Annotated in this window: 18 protein-coding genes and 4 tRNA genes; 20 read left to right on the top strand and 2 right to left on the bottom strand. The window is 45.6% G+C overall.

Features of this window, described 5'->3' with window-relative positions:
- Positions 1-199: 199 nt before the first annotated feature.
- Complete coding sequence (locus KH172YL63_RS21415; RefSeq protein ID WP_173107975.1) at positions 200-1,492, top strand: adenylosuccinate synthase; 1,293 nt, start codon at positions 200-202, stop codon at positions 1,490-1,492.
- A gap of 48 nt (positions 1,493-1,540) precedes the next feature.
- On the opposite strand, the gene KH172YL63_RS21410 is transcribed toward KH172YL63_RS21415, so the two are convergent.
- The gene (locus KH172YL63_RS21410) at positions 1,541-2,563 is read right to left on the bottom strand and encodes an ion channel (protein WP_173107974.1); all 1,023 of its coding nucleotides are present in this window, start codon (positions 2,561-2,563) and stop codon (positions 1,541-1,543) included.
- 91 nt (positions 2,564-2,654) lie between these two features.
- Here KH172YL63_RS21410 and KH172YL63_RS21405 point away from each other — a divergent pair, with 91 nt between their 5' ends.
- The 18 genes from KH172YL63_RS21405 to rlmH all read left to right on the top strand — a co-directional run bounded on the left by KH172YL63_RS21405 (position 2,655) and on the right by rlmH (position 17,367).
- Positions 2,655-3,149, top strand: coding sequence for a hypothetical protein (locus tag KH172YL63_RS21405; protein ID WP_232066078.1), 495 nt, complete (start codon positions 2,655-2,657; stop codon positions 3,147-3,149).
- Entirely contained in the window at positions 3,146-3,454 is a 309-nt protein-coding gene (locus KH172YL63_RS21400; protein WP_173107973.1) for a hypothetical protein, read from the top strand. Before KH172YL63_RS21405 ends, KH172YL63_RS21400 begins: the two co-directional genes overlap by 4 nt.
- Position 3,455: 1 nt before the next feature.
- Positions 3,456-4,697 (top strand): glutathionylspermidine synthase family protein, encoded by a 1,242-nt coding sequence (locus KH172YL63_RS21395; RefSeq protein ID WP_173107972.1) that lies wholly within the window; start codon positions 3,456-3,458, stop codon positions 4,695-4,697.
- A gap of 17 nt (positions 4,698-4,714) precedes the next feature.
- On the top strand, positions 4,715-5,128 hold the full coding sequence (locus KH172YL63_RS21390) for a DUF350 domain-containing protein (protein ID WP_173107971.1): 414 nt from the start codon (positions 4,715-4,717) through the stop codon (positions 5,126-5,128).
- Between the two features lie 350 nt (positions 5,129-5,478).
- The gene (locus KH172YL63_RS21385) at positions 5,479-6,444 is read left to right on the top strand and encodes a nuclease-related domain-containing protein (RefSeq protein ID WP_173107970.1); all 966 of its coding nucleotides are present in this window, start codon (positions 5,479-5,481) and stop codon (positions 6,442-6,444) included.
- Positions 6,445-6,624: 180 nt separating this feature from the next.
- Positions 6,625-6,700: transfer RNA gene (locus KH172YL63_RS21380), tRNA-Lys, on the top strand.
- A 9-nt stretch (positions 6,701-6,709) separates the two neighbouring features.
- Positions 6,710-6,781: transfer RNA gene (locus KH172YL63_RS21375), tRNA-Glu, on the top strand.
- A 143-nt stretch (positions 6,782-6,924) separates the two neighbouring features.
- Positions 6,925-7,001, top strand: a tRNA-Asp gene (locus KH172YL63_RS21370).
- A gap of 172 nt (positions 7,002-7,173) precedes the next feature.
- A tRNA-Phe gene (locus tag KH172YL63_RS21365) sits at positions 7,174-7,246 on the top strand.
- 350 nt (positions 7,247-7,596) lie between these two features.
- Positions 7,597-9,084: a M23 family metallopeptidase gene (locus KH172YL63_RS21360; RefSeq protein ID WP_173107969.1), complete on the top strand. Its 1,488-nt coding sequence runs from the start codon at positions 7,597-7,599 to the stop codon at positions 9,082-9,084.
- A 214-nt stretch (positions 9,085-9,298) separates the two neighbouring features.
- Positions 9,299-10,006 carry a response regulator YycF gene (gene yycF / locus KH172YL63_RS21355; RefSeq protein WP_173107968.1) on the top strand — a complete coding sequence of 236 codons (708 nt, stop codon included), beginning with the start codon at positions 9,299-9,301 and terminating at the stop codon, positions 10,004-10,006.
- A 6-nt stretch (positions 10,007-10,012) separates the two neighbouring features.
- Entirely contained in the window at positions 10,013-11,839 is a 1,827-nt protein-coding gene (walK, locus tag KH172YL63_RS21350) for a cell wall metabolism sensor histidine kinase WalK (protein ID WP_173107967.1), read from the top strand.
- On the top strand, positions 11,836-13,170 hold the full coding sequence (locus KH172YL63_RS21345) for a YycH family regulatory protein (protein WP_173107966.1): 1,335 nt from the start codon (positions 11,836-11,838) through the stop codon (positions 13,168-13,170). Before walK ends, KH172YL63_RS21345 begins: the two co-directional genes overlap by 4 nt.
- Positions 13,171-13,974 (top strand): two-component system regulatory protein YycI, encoded by an 804-nt coding sequence (locus tag KH172YL63_RS21340; RefSeq protein WP_173107965.1) that lies wholly within the window; start codon positions 13,171-13,173, stop codon positions 13,972-13,974.
- 5 nt (positions 13,975-13,979) lie between these two features.
- On the top strand, positions 13,980-14,774 hold the full coding sequence (locus KH172YL63_RS21335) for an MBL fold metallo-hydrolase (protein ID WP_173107964.1): 795 nt from the start codon (positions 13,980-13,982) through the stop codon (positions 14,772-14,774).
- A 499-nt stretch (positions 14,775-15,273) separates the two neighbouring features.
- Positions 15,274-16,512 (top strand): S1C family serine protease, encoded by a 1,239-nt coding sequence (locus KH172YL63_RS21330; RefSeq protein ID WP_173107963.1) that lies wholly within the window; start codon positions 15,274-15,276, stop codon positions 16,510-16,512.
- Positions 16,513-16,633: 121 nt separating this feature from the next.
- On the top strand, positions 16,634-16,792 hold the full coding sequence (locus KH172YL63_RS21325) for a CxxH/CxxC protein (protein ID WP_173107962.1): 159 nt from the start codon (positions 16,634-16,636) through the stop codon (positions 16,790-16,792).
- 95 nt (positions 16,793-16,887) lie between these two features.
- Complete coding sequence (gene rlmH, locus KH172YL63_RS21320; RefSeq protein WP_173107961.1) at positions 16,888-17,367, top strand: 23S rRNA (pseudouridine(1915)-N(3))-methyltransferase RlmH; 480 nt, start codon at positions 16,888-16,890, stop codon at positions 17,365-17,367.
- A 131-nt stretch (positions 17,368-17,498) separates the two neighbouring features.
- On the opposite strand, the gene KH172YL63_RS21315 is transcribed toward rlmH, so the two are convergent.
- Positions 17,499-17,795: a nucleotide pyrophosphohydrolase gene (locus KH172YL63_RS21315; RefSeq protein WP_173107960.1), complete on the bottom strand. Its 297-nt coding sequence runs from the start codon at positions 17,793-17,795 to the stop codon at positions 17,499-17,501.
- Positions 17,796-18,057: 262 nt separating this feature from the next.
- On the opposite strand from KH172YL63_RS21315, the gene KH172YL63_RS21310 reads away from it, so the two are divergent.
- Positions 18,058-18,504, top strand: a complete 447-nt coding sequence (locus KH172YL63_RS21310) for a DUF4385 domain-containing protein (protein WP_173107959.1) — start codon at positions 18,058-18,060, stop codon at positions 18,502-18,504.
- Positions 18,505-18,642 lie beyond the last annotated feature (138 nt).

Here is an 18,642-nt window from a genome sequence, read left to right as displayed (position 1 = left end):
TTTTTAAGATACGCGGATTAGTCCTATATATTTTTTCTGAAATAAGGATTTTAAATAGCAGGAAGTGCGTAATTACACGAACATAAACACAATTACCTATATGAATGTTCGTGTTTTGATTGACTTTCCTTTTTAGTGTTGATAGAATGAGTTTGTTTGATAAAAGAGGGAATACTAATTCCCGTCGGAGGTGCTTAATATGTCTTCAGTAGTAGTAGTAGGTACACAATGGGGAGACGAAGGAAAAGGAAAGATCACTGACTTCCTTTCTGAACATGCAGAAGTGATCGCACGTTACCAAGGTGGGAACAATGCGGGTCATACAATTAAGTTTGACGGTGAAACATATAAATTACATTTAATTCCATCAGGTATTTTCTATAATGAAAAAACATCCGTCATCGGTAATGGGATGGTTGTTGATCCAAAAGCGCTTGTGAAAGAGTTGAAATATCTTCACGACCGCGATGTGAAAACAGACAATCTACGAATCAGCAACCGTGCACACGTGATTCTTCCATACCACTTGAAACTGGATGAAATCGATGAAGAGCGTAAAGGTGCCAACAAGATCGGTACAACGAAAAAAGGAATCGGTCCTGCTTATATGGATAAAGCCGCTCGTGTCGGAATCCGTATCGCAGATCTTCTTGATCGCCAGTCGTTCGAAGAGAAGCTTGCACGCAATCTGGAAGAAAAGAACCGCCTTTTTGAAAAGTTCTATGAAACAGAAGGCTTCAACATTGAAGACATCCTTGAGGAATACTATGAGTACGGTCAGCAGATCAAGCATTACGTTGTCGACACATCCGTTGTCTTAAACGATGCGATCGATAACGGCCGCCGCGTATTATTCGAAGGGGCGCAAGGGGTTATGCTTGATATCGACCAAGGTACATACCCGTTCGTTACATCTTCAAACCCGGTAGCAGGAGGCGTGACAATCGGTTCCGGTGTCGGCCCAACCAAGATCAACCACGTAGTCGGCGTTTCCAAAGCTTACACAACGCGTGTAGGGGACGGACCTTTCCCTACTGAATTGACGAATGAAATCGGTGATCAGATCCGTGAAGTAGGCCGTGAGTACGGAACAACAACAGGACGTGCCCGCCGTGTCGGCTGGTTTGACAGCGTTGTTGTACGCCATGCCCGCCGTGTGAGTGGATTAACAGATCTTTCATTGAACTCGATCGACGTATTAACAGGTATCGAAACGCTGAAAATCTGTGTTGCTTACAAGTACAAAGGTGAAGTCATTGAAGAATTCCCGGCGAACCTGAACATCCTTGCTGACTGTGAGCCTGTGTATGAAGAGCTTCCAGGCTGGAACGAAGATATCACTGGATGCAAGACGCTGACGGATCTTCCTGAAAATGCACGCCACTACTTGGAGCGTGTATCTCAATTGACAGGAATCCCGCTTTCCATCTTCTCGGTCGGTCCTGACCGCTCGCAAACAAATGTCGTGCGCAGCGTATGGAGCCCGAACTAAATCCATAAACAAAACGCTTAGCCTTACGTTTAAAGGCTAAGCGTTTTTTTATTGATTCAATTGTTCAAACACCCGGTCATGACACACGACATAGAGAATGTCTTCACTTTCGAGCTCCCGGTTCATCGCATCTGTGAAATCCATATTATCGTTCACAGCGAGGAGGATGGCCCCTTGTTCAAGTAGTTCTTCCGATGCCTGCTTGATCGTTTTCCAATGATCCTTCACGTGGAATTCGTGGATGTTGTTTCCGTACCGTTTACTGAGCAGCTGCCTGAACAGGTTCGTCGTCCCGGGATGAAGGGTCGCTTTTGCCATCAGCAGGGAGACAGAATCATTGGACAGGATAAAGTCTTCAACGGATACGTGCTGGAATTTTGAGATATGCCGGTCCTCAGACACTTCCACGATCGTATGGACTTCCCTGCCGTGGGTTTTCGATAATCCCTCGACGGCTGACGCAATCAACAGGGTCTTCCCGTCCACCAGGGAAGGGTCATCAATCTTCGAATCAGAAAAGATCGCCACCCGTTTCGCTTCAAAAATATTTGCCTTCAAGAGAATGGTTTCATCAGACGGATCCCCCTGGATGAAATGGACCTGATCATGCTCGATCGGCGTGACAGGCAGGGTATCAATGAGGACAATTTCCGCTTCCGGCACATGGGCGAGAATCTCCTCGATGGCCCTCGCCGTTTTCTTCGACCAGTTGATATAAATATAATGATTTTCATATGTATACACTAGCTTTCCCTCCCTCTTGAATTTTTGGAACGTAGTGATCGAATCGACCGTTTTACTGATCAACACCCCGATGATGCCGATCCCGAAGATGAATAGGAAAATCCCAAGCATCCTTCCCTCGACCGAAACGGGAAAATAATCCCCATATCCGACCGTGGTCAACGTTGTCATCGTCCACCAGAACCCGTCAAAAAGGGTTGGGAACGTCTCAGGCTCCAAAAAATGGCTGCCAAAGGTTCCAAACAGGATGATAATCAGGGATAATAGAAAGATAAAACCGAAGTCCATCTTCGTAATCTGTTTCCAAAGCCTGTGGAAAATAATCATATAACCCCTCCTTATTTAGTCATCATAGTTCAATCATACCAATGAACTTCGGGGAAATGAAACCTTTTCCATACGGGGGCCGTATAAAGTAATGAAAACAATGTTGGGGGCTCAAGACTATATGAAGGAACCGGTACTCGAATATCGATTGAAAAAAGGGAACGATACCTTTGAACCGATTTACCACTATCCAGCGATCGAGTTGGAACAGATCCTTGCCAGGAGGGAATGTGAATTCTTCATCAAAGAAGGCGTCACTTACCGTCAGCTGTCATCAGCGGTAGAGGGGAACGTATTCATCCTGTACGTTGAAGTGTACGAGGAAGAACCTTTGAACGACCCACTGTTTCCTCCGGAAGGACTCATCCTTGAGATCCGTGAACTGAATCCGCGCAAAAATCATCCCATTTTAAAAATCGAACATCATGATCATCACCTGGAAATTTTAAGTGTCATCGGATCGGTTTATTCCTATATAGACGGAGTGGAATGGGAACGGGATTCAGCTGAAATCGATGAAGATCGCTATGTGTATATACTGTACGTCAATGCAACGGGATATAAGCTAGAGGAGGAAACGACATGAACAAAACGAAGAAAATGATGGCGGGCGTGGCAGCATCCGTCATGGCCATATCAGTCAGCGGCTGCGGCAATCAGGACCTTCCGCCTGAACCGACCGACGTCGACTGTGACGACTGGGACTGGGATGATGAAAGCGGAACCTACTACTGCGATGACGACCGCTCATCCCATTTCGGCTACTATTACTTTGCCGGTAAAATGTTTAAAAACAAATCCAAGCTGAAAAATTTCTCAAGCTACAAATCCTATTCCAAAAGCTATAAATCTGGAATCGGCAGCGGCTCTAAAGGTGGATTCGGAGGATAATATGAAAGCTTCCCACCGTGAAAAAAGGAAAGAATTCTACGAAGGCATCCCGGATTTCTGGCATGATTTATATGACATGGAATACGCCCTGCTCGATATGAAAAAGGAATCCCGTGACACCGTCGACTCGATCCGCAAAGCGACGAGCCGTGTGTACGGCATTTACCAGAAGACAGCCGGCCTCCTCCGAGAGCTTGGGGACGACACCCTGATCGAGCTTGGATTTCCCCGGGAATCCCTCTCTTACATAAGGTTCAAGTCCATCCCCCAGGAGTGTATCATCGGCCGCTTCGATTTCGTCGTCCGGGAAGGTGACATCAAACTGCTGGAGTTCAACAGCGATACGCCGACATTCATTAAAGAGCTTTTTCACGTGAATGGTAAAGTGTGCCGGTATTTCGCCAGTGATGATCCAAATGCAGGATGTGAAGAGCTGCTCGCCAAAGAACTGAAACGGAGTCTCCTTTCATCTTGGAACTCCCTTCAACGGGGAGGCGAAGCGAAAATCGTCTTCACCTCACATGACGATCATGAAGAAGACTACCTGACAACGAAGTATCTCCAAGAGCTCTCAGGTGTACCGTCCGAATATGTCAGCCTCGACCGGCTGCAGCTGAAGGGTGATGGTGTCTATACGCCTGGCGGAGAAAGGATCGACATTCTGTACCGGCAAACCTATCCCGTCGAGCACCTCGTCGATGACCGGGATCCGGTCACATCAGACTATGTCGGCCGGGAGCTCATGCAAATGGTTGTAGACAAAAAGGTAGCGGTCTTAAACCCACCGTCTTCCTTCTTACTTCAATCGAAAGGCGTTCAAGCCCTTATCTGGGGTCTCCATGAAGAAGGAAGCACCTTCTATGATGAGCGTGAGCACGAATGGATCGGTCAGTACTTCCTGCCGACCTATCTCGAAGCAGACCACTTCGAGGAAAACGGCATCACCTACGTCCAAAAGCCTGCTTTCGGCCGGGAAGGAGATACGGTCAAGATCATCGAAGCAACCGGGAAGATCCTTCTGGAAGATAAAAAAGAAACGTACAAACAGACCCTTCCCGTCTACCAGCAGTTCACCCCGCTACCCGTCTCATCGATCATGACCAATGACGGAGCGAAGGAAGCTAGCCTGATGGTCGGAAGTTTCATCATCAACGGCAAACCGGGCTCGATCGGAATCAGGGCCGGAAACGCCATCACCGATAACGAATCATATTACCTGCCTGTAGGACTGCAGGAAACATAACCAAAGGAGAGAATCTCATGCAAATCATAACAAGTGAAGCACTACTCAGCTTTCTTGCCCACGTCGGCACCGGCCTTGGACTCATGATCCTCGGCGTCACCGTCTTCGCCTTTACAACCAAATTCTCAGAAGCGGCCCTCATCAAAGAAGGCAACATCGCCGTCGCCCTCAAACTATGGGGAAAAGCGATCGGGCTCGCCATCGTCATCTACACCGTCTGGGCCAACAGCCTTAACCTGCTCGACGCCTTCATCTGGGGACTGGTCGGTATCGCGACCCAAGTCATCGCCTACTGGATCATCGAATACGTCCTCACACCCCGGATCAGCCTGGCCAAAAAAGTCGAAGAAGGCAACATCGCCATCGGCTTCAGCCTCTTTTCCGCAGCCATTATCGTAGGATTGGTTGTGGCTGGGAGTTTGACGTATTAATATTGTTGGGAACCGTTGCTGGAGTGGGTTTGTTGGCTCTGGTGGCGGTTTTTTGTGGGGTGTGTGGCTTGGTTTGGCGCGTGGCGTGGATTTTTGCGGATGCGGGGCGCGGCTGGTAATCCAATTTTTGTAAGTTGAAAATATACTGCTAGAACTCGATAATATATTCGGAAAGTCGATAATATCTCGTCCGAAGTCGATAATATATCAGAAAACTCGATAATATATGGAACAAAGTCGATAATATCAACTCCACCGACCAATATCAGATGTGATTTTCATCGTCAAAGCAGGTATTTTTCAATCTATGGAGAAGTAGATAAGGATAAAATAATGATTGGAGTGACGAAATGGACGTAAATGAAAGAAAAATCCCTCTTACGTTATTAAAATTGGAAGCAGTTTTGGGGCGTTTGCCACAAGACTATCCAAAAATCTCCTTCTTGAAAGAAAACCTCGCAAAAATGAAAGCCGGTTATAACGGTGAAAAAGCAATAGACTACCAACTGGGGTACCTTCCCGGAAAGAACCACTACATTTTCCACGATGTAAGACTGGAAGTGAACGGGCGTTACTTTCAAATTGATACCCTTATACTAACCCTATCCTTTATACTTATTTTAGAAGTGAAAAATGTAGCTGGGGCTGTGAACTTTGATACCATTTTCAATCAATTTGTCCAAACAAAAGATGGTGTTGAATATGCGTATCCGGATCCGATCCTTCAGCTGAACAGGCAGGAATATCAATTGAAGGAATGGCTGAAGCAGCATCACTTTCCTCCCATACCTGTGCACGGATTGGTCGTCATCAGTAACCCTCAAACCATTATCAGCGCAAATAATCAGGCATTGAACAAAAAGGTTATCCACGCAGCTTCACTCCCCAATAAGATTGTTCAACTCCAAAACCATTTCCAATCCAGGACGGCTTCAGAAAAAGAACTCAAAAAAATCATCAAACTCATGTCAAAAAGAAATACACCTCTCAACCTATCCATTCTACAATCCTATAAAATAAGTGATAAGGATATTTTACCAGGGGTCATTTGTAAGGAGTGCGAGCATTTACCGTTAGTACGGGAATATGGATACTGGCTTTGTCCACGGTGCAGTGGGAAATCGAAGGATGGTCATATCGGGGCTTTAAAAGATTATTCTTTGATATTCAGTAACCGGATAACAAGCCAGGAACTTAGAGACTTCCTTCTCATTTCTTCACCGTCCCTTGCAACGAGATTAATAAAAGATTGCTACCCATACGCAAAGCCTACAGGTGACAATAAAGGACGCTACTATACCTTGGACTTTCACTGATTCATCACAATCTTCCCCTCTCAATTCCTGAGTTTCCAACCATTATTCCCCAAGAAATAACTTTCGACAAAAAAACCAAAAAAACTATTGCCCTCGACATTCATACTGTGATAATATTAATTTCGTTGTCACGAAAGAGGCTTTGATCAAGCTTCTGCCTCGTGTTTATATATAGACTTAGAGCCATTAGCTCAGTTGGTAGAGCATCTGACTTTTAATCAGAGGGTCGAAGGTTCGAATCCTTCATGGCTCACCATTTTTTTACGGCCCATTGGTCAAGCGGTTAAGACACCGCCCTTTCACGGCGGTAACACGGGTTCGAATCCCGTATGGGTCATTTTTATTTTCTTGAAGAGAGATTGATCGATGTCGATTCTTGAAAGTAGATTGCTAGTTTGAATGTTTGCTAGTGCAGAATAATGAAAGTTATTTTTGCTAGCGCAAAGAAATGAAACCTATTTTGCTAGCGCAAAAAGCTTTGGTCCGGTAGTTCAGTTGGTTAGAATGCCTGCCTGTCACGCAGGAGGTCGCGGGTTCGAGTCCCGTCCGGACCGCCATTTTTATTTCAATACATAATATGATTTGGCTCAGTAGCTCAGTTGGTAGAGCACGGTGAATAAGCTTCCCTGAATGATCATCAGCGTACAGCTCGAGCAACAACTTGATTGACCATCCTGAGAGCTGGACGATGGACAGTCAATATCTCCTTTTAGGGGAATTACATAATCTGGCTCAGTAGCTCAGTTGGTAGAGCAATGGACTGAAAATCCATGTGTCGGCGGTTCGATTCCGTCCTGAGCCATCTTGCAAAAAGTACTGCGACGACTTTGACTCTCGTGGTACTTTTTTTATTTTGTAACATGTATGTAACATAACTCCGGTTTTCACTTCAGTTTCCTTCATATTTTATTTCAATAAGAAGTCCACCTTTAGACCTATAGGACCCGGCGGTGACGATGATCACCGTACGTTGGCCAGGTGTTGTTTTTCCGACAAATTATACAGTTTTATTACAATATTGATTCTTTGTCCCGGTTTTCGTCGAATTATGGTAAATTAGTAAAGTACGAATTTTATAGAAATTTTACTAAATTAGGCTTAATGAACTACCTTTAACTGGGATTTTTGCTTTAGTTTATAGGAGGCAGCTCGATGAGTTTTGGAGAGAAGTTAGCACCAATTTTAGAAAAATATAAAAAACTTAATATTCGTCATAGATCAAATCAGCTTATGAAGAAGATTGGCATCACTACACTTGCGCTTACGACATTGACATTTTCATCTGTTGCAGCGAATGCTGGGTCGGATGGGAATTTGCATACGATTTATCATGTGTATGCAGGCAGTGAGTATGTTGGGGCAGTGACAAGTAAGGATGAAGTCGAGGCTGTTTTGGAAGAGAAGCTTAAGGATGTACAGAAGAAATTCGAGGATGATCAGGTTGAATTCAATCATGATGTATCGTACATACCTGAGAATGTGTTTACGGCTAAGAAGACAAATAATCAGCAAGTGATTGATAAATTGAATACATCCGTGTCCATTGAAGCAGATGCGTATGCGTTGATGGTGAACGATAAACCGGTTGCGTATGTGAAAGACGAGAAGGCTGCTGAAGAAGCATTGAAGGCCTTCAAGCTTAACTATGTGTCGGAAGAAGAGCTGAACGAGTTGGAAGCGAGAAAGAAAGCTGACTCATCCACTTCTTTACCCCCTTTGAAGGAAAATGAAACACGTTTATTAGAAGTTTCGTTCCAGGAAGATGTTGAGATGAAAAAGACTGAGGCGACGCCTGAAGAGATGATGACGCCGAAGGAAGCTGCGGATCTTCTTAAGAAGGGTACGCTTGAAGAGAAGAAGTACAGCGTCAAGGAAGGCGATGTTCTTGGTACGATTGCGGAAGCTCACCATTTGACGACTGGGAAGCTGCTTGAGCTGAATGGACAGATCAAAGAAGACGATCCGTTGAAGCTTGGTTCTGAGTTGAACGTCACGGTCTTTGAGCCGCTTCTTCATATCCTGGTGAAAAAAGAAGTCAACAAGATTGAAAAGATCGCTTATGAAAAAGAAGTGGAAGAGGATTCTTCCATGAATAAAGGCGATACGAAGGTGAAGCAGGAAGGTCAGGATGGAGAGAAATCCGTCACGTTTGAAACAACTGAGGTCAATGGATCTCAAACTGATAAGAATGTTAAAGAAGAAAAGACATTAAAAGATCCTGTCACGTATATCGTCATTAAAGGGACAAAGGTCACGCCGTCACGGGGATCTGGAAACTTTGCATGGCCGACGAATGGCGGTTATGTATCCTCTAAGCAGGGACCTCGCTGGGGGAAAATGCATAAAGGGATTGATATTGCCCGCCCGAGTGACCGTACAATCAAGTCAGTTGATAACGGAAGAGTCGTTTCAGCAGGCTGGGACAGCGGCGGTTACGGGAATAAAGTCGTGATCGATCACGGAAACGGCTATCGCACGGTGTATGCTCACTTAGACTCCCTTTCTGTTTCTGCCGGTCAGACGGTGGAGCGTGGACAGAAGCTTGGGATCATGGGTGATACCGGGAAAGCGACAGGCGTTCACCTTCATATCGAAGTGTATAAAAACGGAGCGCTCATTAATCCGCTTGAGGTATTATAATTTTATATAGGCAATGAAGCACGGGACTGACAGAATCATTTTATTTGTCAGTCCCCTTTGTTATATTTAGATTAACGAACAAGCAAGGGAATAAAGGGTATGATAGGGTAAAAGATGAATTTATACAGTGAAAGTGATAAATTTAAGGGAAGAACCTTATACTAATCACAATTTATGTCGATACATTACTTTTTTCTAAAGGAGATCAAATCATATGGAAAAGAAGATATTAGTCGTTGATGATGAAAAGCCGATTGCGGATATACTGCAGTTCAATTTGAAGAAAGAGGGCTATGAGGTGCACTGTGCCTACGACGGGGATGAAGCGGTCAAGATGGCGGAGGAGCTGAAGCCGGATCTTGTGCTGCTTGATATCATGCTCCCGAACCGGGACGGCATGGAAGTGTGCCGTGAGATCCGCAAGAAATATGAAATGCCAATCATCATGCTGACGGCGAAGGATTCGGAAATCGATAAGGTGCTCGGGTTGGAGTTGGGTGCCGATGATTATGTGACGAAGCCGTTCAGCACCAGGGAATTGATTGCCCGTGTGAAAGCGAACCTGCGCAGGCATCAGCACGGTGCCCAGCAGGCCGTTGAGGACGAGAATAATGAAATCACCGTCGGTTCATTGACGATCCATCCGGATGCCTATGTGGTGTCGAAGAGAGGGGAAACCATTGAACTGACGCACCGCGAATTCGAACTGCTTCATTATTTAGCGAAGCATATCGGACAAGTGATGACCCGTGAACATCTGCTTCAAACGGTATGGGGATATGATTACTACGGTGATGTGCGTACCGTCGATGTGACCGTGAGACGCCTCCGTGAGAAAATTGAGGATAATCCAAGTCACCCTACATGGATCGTTACACGTCGAGGAGTCGGTTATTACTTGAGAAATCCTGAACAGGAGTAGTATGTAATGAAGAAAGTTGGCTTAACCCGTTCGATCCATTTGAAATTCGTACTGATATATGTTCTGCTCATCCTCCTTGCGATGCAAATCATTGGGGTTTATTTCGTCAGGGAGCTTGAGCAGAAGCTTGTGGAGAACTTTAAGACCTCCATCACCAACCGGGTGAATTTATTGGAGTACACCGTCAAGGAAGCGATGCTGAAGAAGCGGAGTGAGGATGATCCGACTCTGCAGGAAGACATCTACCGGATATTGGATGACAGCAGCAAGACATCGGATATTGCCGAAATCAGGGTCATCAACAACCGCAGCCGGATTGAGGGGACTTCTGATCCGAATAACCAGGGTCTGGTCGGTCAGATGAGTTCTGAAAAAGAAGTGAAAAAAGCGCTCGCCCTCGGTTTCGGCGACGATGATATTTACCTTGATGAAAAAACGAAGGACCGGATCTGGGTGTATACGAAACCGATTGAATCGAACAATGAAGTCATCGGGACGATTTACATCGCCGGGGAAATTGAAACTGTATATGATCAAATGAATGAAATCAATAAAATCTTCACGAACGGGACGATGATCGCGCTTGCCATCACGGCCGTTCTTGGTGTTTTATTGGCCCAAACCGTCACAAGACCGATTTCCGATATGAGAAAGCAAGCCCTGGCGATGGCCAAAGGGAATTTCTCGAGGAAGGTTAAGGTGTATGGATACGATGAGATCGGGCAGCTGGCGATCACATTCAATAATTTAACGAAGCGTCTTCAGGAAGCCCAGGCCACGACCGAGGGTGAACGGAGAAAGCTTTCTTCGGTGTTGTCTTATATGACCGACGGCGTTATCGCCACTGATCGAAAGGGCAGGGTCATCCTTATCAATGATCCGGCTGCGAATATGCTGGATGTTTCACGTGAAACAGTCGTGTCACAGCCTATCGTATCGCTGCTTGGACTGGATGAAGAGTATACATTCGATGATTTATCCAATGAACAGGATTCGATCATCCTTGATTACAGTACGAAGGATAAGCCGTATATTCTACGGGCGAATTTCTCTATCATTCAAAAAGAGACCGGGTTCGTCAACGGGCTGATCGCCGTCTTGCATGACATCACCGAGCAGGAGAAGATCGATCTTGAGAGACGTGAATTTGTTGCCAACGTTTCACATGAGCTCCGCACGCCTCTGACGACGATGAGGAGCTATCTGGAAGCACTCGCAGAAGGGGCATGGCAGGATAAAGAGATCGCGCCACAATTCCTTGATGTGACCCAGAACGAGACTGAGCGGATGATCCGCCTCGTAAATGATCTCCTTCAATTATCTAAAATGGACAGCAAGGATTACCGATTTAATAAAGACTGGATCGACTTTATTCTATTTTTCCATAAAATCATTGATCGTTTCGAAATGACCAAGGATGTGAACGTGACGTTCAACCGGTTCCTGCCGGATAAAGCGATGTTCGTTGAAATCGATCAGGACAAGATCACGCAGGTTCTTGATAATATCATTTCGAATGCATTGAAATATTCGCCTGAAGGCGGCACGATCACTTTTAAAGTGAAGGAAAAAGACGGTTTCATCGAAATCAGCGTGTCGGATCAGGGCTTGGGGATTCCGAAAGATAATCTTGAGAAGATATTCGAACGTTTCTACCGGGTCGATAAAGCCCGGACGAGACAGATGGGCGGTACCGGACTGGGACTTGCCATTGCGAAGGAAATGATTTCAGCACACGGTGGCGATGTGTGGGCGAAGAGTAAAGAAGGTAAAGGGACGACGATCGTATTTACCCTCCCATATGATTCCACACAAGAGGATGATTGGTCATGAATTACGAAAAAATCAAATCGATAGTCTTAACCCTTCTCGTATGCGTGAGTGTGTTCCTTACCTTTAACCTTTGGACCTACTCGCCTGATTACGCCACAATCAGCAGCAATGATGCCTACGACGTATCGGTCGGGGAAAAGCTATTGGATAATGAATTGAATAATCACCTCGTCAAACCATTCAAGCTCTTTTATCACGGAAAAGATAAAACAGTCGGTACGATGAATCAAACAGAAATCAACAAGGTCGTCGAAAACCTGGCGAAATGGTCCCTGTTTGATATTAAAAATGTGTCCAATAAGTACAGTCAGCAGGACATCAACACCCTGATCCACGGCGCAAATAAAGTGGAGCTCGTGTTTCCTGACCTGGTTCCGTTCTCTGTGTACAATCAGGTGTTGAACCTGGAAGAGAAAAACATGCCGGCAGCTTCATTTAACCGGATCGTCATTGATTTGACCCAGGATAATTCGGACACAGGCACGATTTACTTCATCGCGTATGTGGAGGATAAAGAAGAGAAGATGGTGTTGGAAAGCCGGGTCAACAGAGCGACACTTGACGCGTTTTCCGGAGAATTTGTCCAGCGCGCCCTGTATAACAACCTGTATGATCAATATGTGGAGCAGCCGCTGAACAACAAGAAGACGATCCTTCTGCCGAAGACGTCACAGGATTATTTCAGTTATCAATACTATACCGATCTAAACTCCCTGGAAGAGTATAAGTCAGCCCTTTTCACCGATCCGAATTCTGTGAACATGAATGCGAGCGGTGATATGCTGACGTATATGGATGTGTCGTCGATGCTGACGGTGAATAAGGAGCATAACACCTTTTCCTTCGTGAATCCGTCCGAGGAAAAGCAGAACGGCTCCTCTCCGTCGATGCTTCTGCAAAAGAGCATGGAGTTCGTGAATGACCACGGCGGCTGGACCGATGACTATCAGTTCTTCTCCATCAGTCCGTACGAAAATAAAATCGTCTACCGCCTGTTCCTTCAGAATCATCCTGTTTTCAATGACAACGGGATGGCTGAGATCTCCCAGACGTGGGGAGAAAACGGCGTTAATAAGTACAGTCGCCCATACTTCTCCCTCGACTTCTCATTCGATGATGACCTGACAGAAGTCCGCCTGCCGTCGGGATCTTCCGTCGTGTATGCGCTCAATCAGGAAGGCATCCTCGAAAACATTGAAGACATCACGATCGGCTATAAGATGACAAGGGATCCGAACGAAAGCAGGAAGCTTATCTTTGTCCCTTCCTGGTATTACAAATATGACGGTAACTGGCTGCGTTTATCGCTTGAAGGCAAGGAGGGGATGTAGATGGATTGGAGTAAAACAAAGAGCATCTTTATCATTGTTTTCCTCATATTAGATATCTTCCTCATGTCCCTTCTGGTGAATAAAATCTCTGAAAGTAATCCGGAGACGCTCAGTCAGGCTACCTTCGAGGATAAATTGAAGGCCGATAAGATCACGTACCCGAAGACACTGACGAAGGATCGGATCGAAGAAAAGTATATCGTGGCAAAGTCGAGGAAGTTCACCGATGAAGATATCAAGTCATTGAAGAATCAAGAAGTGAACATCATCAATGAAAACACGATCCATGCGGCCTTAGATGAGCCCTATGAGCTCGAGGACGACTTCTCAGAGGAAGATTTGAACGACTTCCTGAAAACCCAACTGATCGGCGGGGACAAATATAGCTTTTGGCAATATAACAAGGATGAGCAATCAATCATTTATTATCAGACGTTCCGGGGAAGACAGCTGTTCAATAATACGAACGGGAAAATCATCCTGAACGTGAATAATAACAATCAAATTGTCTCCTACAGGCAGTCGATGCTCGAAGATTTGAATGAATTCGGGGAAAATAAACTCATCATCCCATCCTTCGAAGCGATGCAGGCCCTTTATACAAGCCAGAAAATCAGCCCGGGCAGTGTCGTTAAAAAACCGAAGCTCGGATACTGGACCTTCCTTGCTGAAGAATCGCAGGTATTGGCGCCAACGTGGCACTTTATCATCGAATCAGGGGACAAACAAGAAGATTTATTCATCAATGCGGTTGAAGGACATATTGTGGAAGTCACCAAACCAGAAAAAGAAACATTGGAGTGAGAGATATGACGATGCATTTTAGTGTACTTGCAAGCGGCAGTACAGGAAATGCAATATTTGTAGAGTCGGGAGAGCATTCCTTCCTCGTCGATGCCGGTTTGAGCGGGAAGCAGATGGAAGGCTTGTTCAGCCAGATCGGACGAAAGATTGAAGACCTGTCCGGAATCCTCGTCACCCATGAGCACAGTGACCATATCAAGGGAATCGGCGTGCTGGCGAGAAAGTACAAGCTGCCGATCTACGCCAACGACAAGACGTGGCATGCCATGGACGGACTTGTGGGGAAAATCGATACAGAGCAGAAATTTTCATTCGATATGGAAACGTCCAAGCACTTCGGGGGGATGAGCATCGAATCATTCGGTGTCTCCCACGATGCGGCTGAACCGATGTTCTATATCTTCCATCACGGAGACAAAAAGCTCGTCCTCGTCACAGACACAGGCTATGTGAGCGACCGGATGAAAGGCATTATCTCCAATGCCGACGCCTATGTATTTGAAAGCAATCATGACGTCGGAATGCTGAGAATGTGCCGCTATCCTTGGAACATCAAGCGCCGGATCCTCAGTGATTACGGACACGTATCCAATGAGGACGCCGCCATCGCCATGAGTGAAGTGATGGGCGACAACACCAAGGGATTTTACCTCGCCCACCTCAGCCTCGACAACAACATGAAAGACCTTGCAAGGATGAGCGTGACCCAAACGCTCGAATCCAAAGGCATCATCGTAGGCGAGCAAATCGAATTATATGACACAGACCCTAAAGTGCCGACACCTTTGGTTGCCATTTAAGGTTTAGGATTACGCAGTTAAAGGTATGGGAAAGGTGAGGACAATTGTCTTCACCTTTTTTTGGTTTGTGGGGTGGAGAGTGAGATAGATGGAGGGGTGCTCGGTTCTAAGCAAGCCACATCTGCTTTTGGTGACGTCCAGCTCCGGCGTCTAGAGGCTCGAGGTCATAAGTCAAACCGACCAAAAAGGAAAAGAACGCCTTTCCGGTAGGTTCACCATATGCTTGTCGCCTCTGAACGAGCCGCCTCCGCTTTTGGTATCGTCTAGCTCCGGTGGCTAGAGGCTCGAGGTCATAAGTCAAACCGTCCAAAAAGGCAAAGAACGCCTTTCCGGCCGGTTTGCCTTATGCTTGTCGCCTCTGAGCGAGCCACCTGCGCTTTTGGTGGTACATTATGAATTTCTTACCTTTTTTTCATCATTTTTTAATATAGGCTGATTATAATCAGGTTAGTAAAGATAAAATAACAAAAGGAACAGGTTGTAGAAAGGATGAAGACACATGGGATATTATGATGATCATCATGCTGAGGGCAGAAGCAGGCAGAAGGGGAATCGGGGAGGAATGTTCCTGGCGGGGCTGCTGGGTGTCATTCTTGGCGCGATCCTTGTCATTGTCGCCGTTCCCCAGCTGACGAACTATAATATATTGCCTTACTCGAGTCAGCCGGATGATAATCTGAAGGAGACGGATCAGGCCTACCACGATGGAACGACCCAAAAGGTGTCGGTCGATGTGACGACGGATGTGACGAAAGCGGTTGAGAAAGCGGGCGACTCTGTCGTCGGGATCACGAACATCCAGTCTCAGAGCTTCTGGGGGCAAAATGGTGGACAAACCCAGGACCAGCAGGCAGGAACCGGATCTGGTGTCATGTATAAAAAAGAAGGCAAAACGGTTTATATCGTGACGAACAATCACGTGGTCGAAAATGCGGATCAGCTGGAAGTGACGCTTGCAGATGGAACGAAGGTACCTGCCAAGCTGCAGGGGACAGACGTTTGGACGGATCTTGCCGTCATTGAAATCGACGGCAGTAAAGTCAAAGAAGATGATATCGCAGAATTCGGGAATTCTGACAAGCTGAAAGCAGGCGAGCCGGTCATCGCCATCGGTAACCCACTTGGGATGCAGTTCTCCGGTTCGGTTACACAAGGTGTCGTGTCAGGTGTAGAAAGAACGATTCCGGTCGATATCAACCAGGACGGGATGGAAGATTGGAATGCGGAAGTCCTTCAGACCGATGCAGCAATCAATCCGGGTAACAGCGGTGGTGCCTTGATCAATATTTCAGGACAGCTCGTCGGAATCAACTCCATGAAGATTGCCCAGGAAGCTGTTGAAGGGATCGGACTTGCGATTCCAATCAACTATGCACAGCCGATCATCGAGGATTTGGAACAGTATGGTGAGGTTAGGCGTCCAGCGATGGGTGTCACCCTCGAAGACGTGAACCAGATTTCAGCTTACCACCAACAGGAAACGTTAAAGCTTCCGAAAGATGTGAACTATGGCGTCATGATCCGCCAAACGGTTCCGAACTCCCCGGCAGCACAGGCTGGACTTCAGGAGCTTGATGTCATCACGGAGCTAGACGGTGAGAAGATCGAGAATGTCATCGACTTAAGAAAGCATCTGTACAATACTAAAGAAGTGAACGATCAAATGAAAGTCACATTCTACCGCAACGGTGAAAAGAAAGAAGTCACTATGAAGTTGACTGACGAATCACGATTATAGGGTGTGGATAAACGAAAAAGCAGGAAGGCCATGTGCCCTTTCCTGCTTTTTCTTTACATGGTATGATATTTGTGGATAAGTATATAAACGGATATCGAAAGACATTAAAGGAGGAATAAATATGATTTACTGTTGCCTGGAGCATGTGGAATTAGCCATGGATATCGTCGTCGATGAGCATGAGGTAGCGCCTCAGCTGACCGAACTTACGGAAGATAAGAAGTTATCCACAACCTGTGAATATTGTGGGAATAACGCAATATATGTAGTGGCGAACTAATATTCCCATACTATATACGGATGGGTTTTGTGGATATGTGGATAAATACTGTGGATAACGTGTTTGTAAATTGTTTGTAAAGCGAGTGTGGATTTGTGAATATCACGATAGTAACGGTCGGAAAGTTGAAAGAGAAATATTTAAAACAAGGAATCAGCGAATATGTGAAGCGCCTCGGCGCCTACGCAAAGATTGAAATTGTAGAGCTTGCCGATGAAAAGGCGCCTGAAGTATTAAGTGAATCTGAAATGGAACAAGTGAAGAACAAAGAAGGCGAACGGATCCTGGCGAAAATCTCCCCTGATCACCACGTCATCGCTCTGGCCATCCAGGGGAAAATGCGTTCTTCAGAAGAGCTCGCTGATAATTTGGACAAGCTTGCTACATACGGAAAAAGTAAAGTGGCGTTTGTCATCGGCGGATCACTGGGTTTGAGTGATGAGGTGATCAAGCGGTCGAATGAGACGTTGTCATTTTCGAAGATGACGTTTCCCCATCAACTGATGCGGTTGATTTTGGTGGAGCAGATTTATCGGGCGTTTCGGATTAATCGGGGGGAACCGTATCACAAATAGGGATAAACCGACCTAGATTAAACTCATTAGAAAGAGAAAAATAATTAATACAAAAAAGGAGAACCAATTTTTAGGTCTCCTTTTTATATTTCCTTCAGTCTCCAAAATCAGCTTGTTCATCCTATTGGCATTTATCCTACAGGATACTTCCGCCCATTCTTCACCATCTTTTCCTCCACAATCTCCTTCACATCCAACCCAAGCTCCGAACACAACATAAACGAATAAATCAGCACATCGGCTATTTCTTCCTTGATGTTTTCATGGTTTGCTTTAACGGCTTCTTCGCTGCTGACCCATTGGAAGTCTTCGAGGAGTTCGGCTGCTTCGATGGAGATGGCTAGGTCTTTTGGATTATGGTGTTTCCCCCAGTTGCGGTCATCCCTGAATTTGTTGATGGCATTTATGATGTCTTGAATGTCACTCATTATGTTTCCCCTTTTCATTAGCACGTTAATGTAATCTTTATATTTTCTTATAACTAAATAAATGATCTGATAGCCCTTACTTATTGTCCCTTGTTAAAGCTAATAGTATCATAGTCAAGCGTACGATATTAACAATTTATGAATCTATCAAAGCGAGCGCCTATCTTGTTAATTAGCTGTGAAAATACAGGATGTTTTTCCTGCTTAGCCTGCATAATCACCCCCTCCCACGGGTAAACCCCATATAAAAAGGGTGACAACCATGGCTTTCGACTACGATTTAGATTTTGACTACATCGATTTTCGCAAAAATCCAGAACTGTACAGAGTCGGCAAGGGCGAACAGGGCGTGCTGCTCGTGGAACCTTACAAAAGTGAAATCCTCGAGCATTGGCGGTTCAAGACGCCTGACATTGCGAAGGAGTCCTCGGATAAAATTTATCAAATGTTCCTTGATTATAAGGAGAAAGAGGATTTTGTCGGCATGGATATGGCAAGGAAATTCCTGCAGATGGGCTATACCCGGGCACGCCGCTACACGAACTACAAAGGCGGGAAGAAATATGACGAGGATGGCAACGTAAACGAAAGGCAGGAAGATCCGGTGAAGGCCGAATCTGCCGCCATATTCATGGAGAAGTGGAAGCTTGCCAGGGAAGATGAAGAGTATCTTAAGCAGAAGAAGGCGCATCAGGAGAAGTATGGGTGATGGAGAAGGTGGAGCTCTCTTATTTCGTTAAAGCACCACCATATTAGGTGAAAAGGTATAAAAGTTACTTCTACTTTTCACACTCGAAAGAATAACGCTTTGTAACATGATCATAAATTTCTAACATGACATTTCCTT

Origin of the sequence: Bacillus sp. KH172YL63, from assembly GCF_011398925.1 — a bacterium.
In the GTDB taxonomy this organism is placed as follows: Bacteria; Bacillota; Bacilli; order Bacillales; family Bacillaceae_B; genus Rossellomorea.
This window is presented reverse-complemented; position numbering and strand designations above follow the sequence as displayed.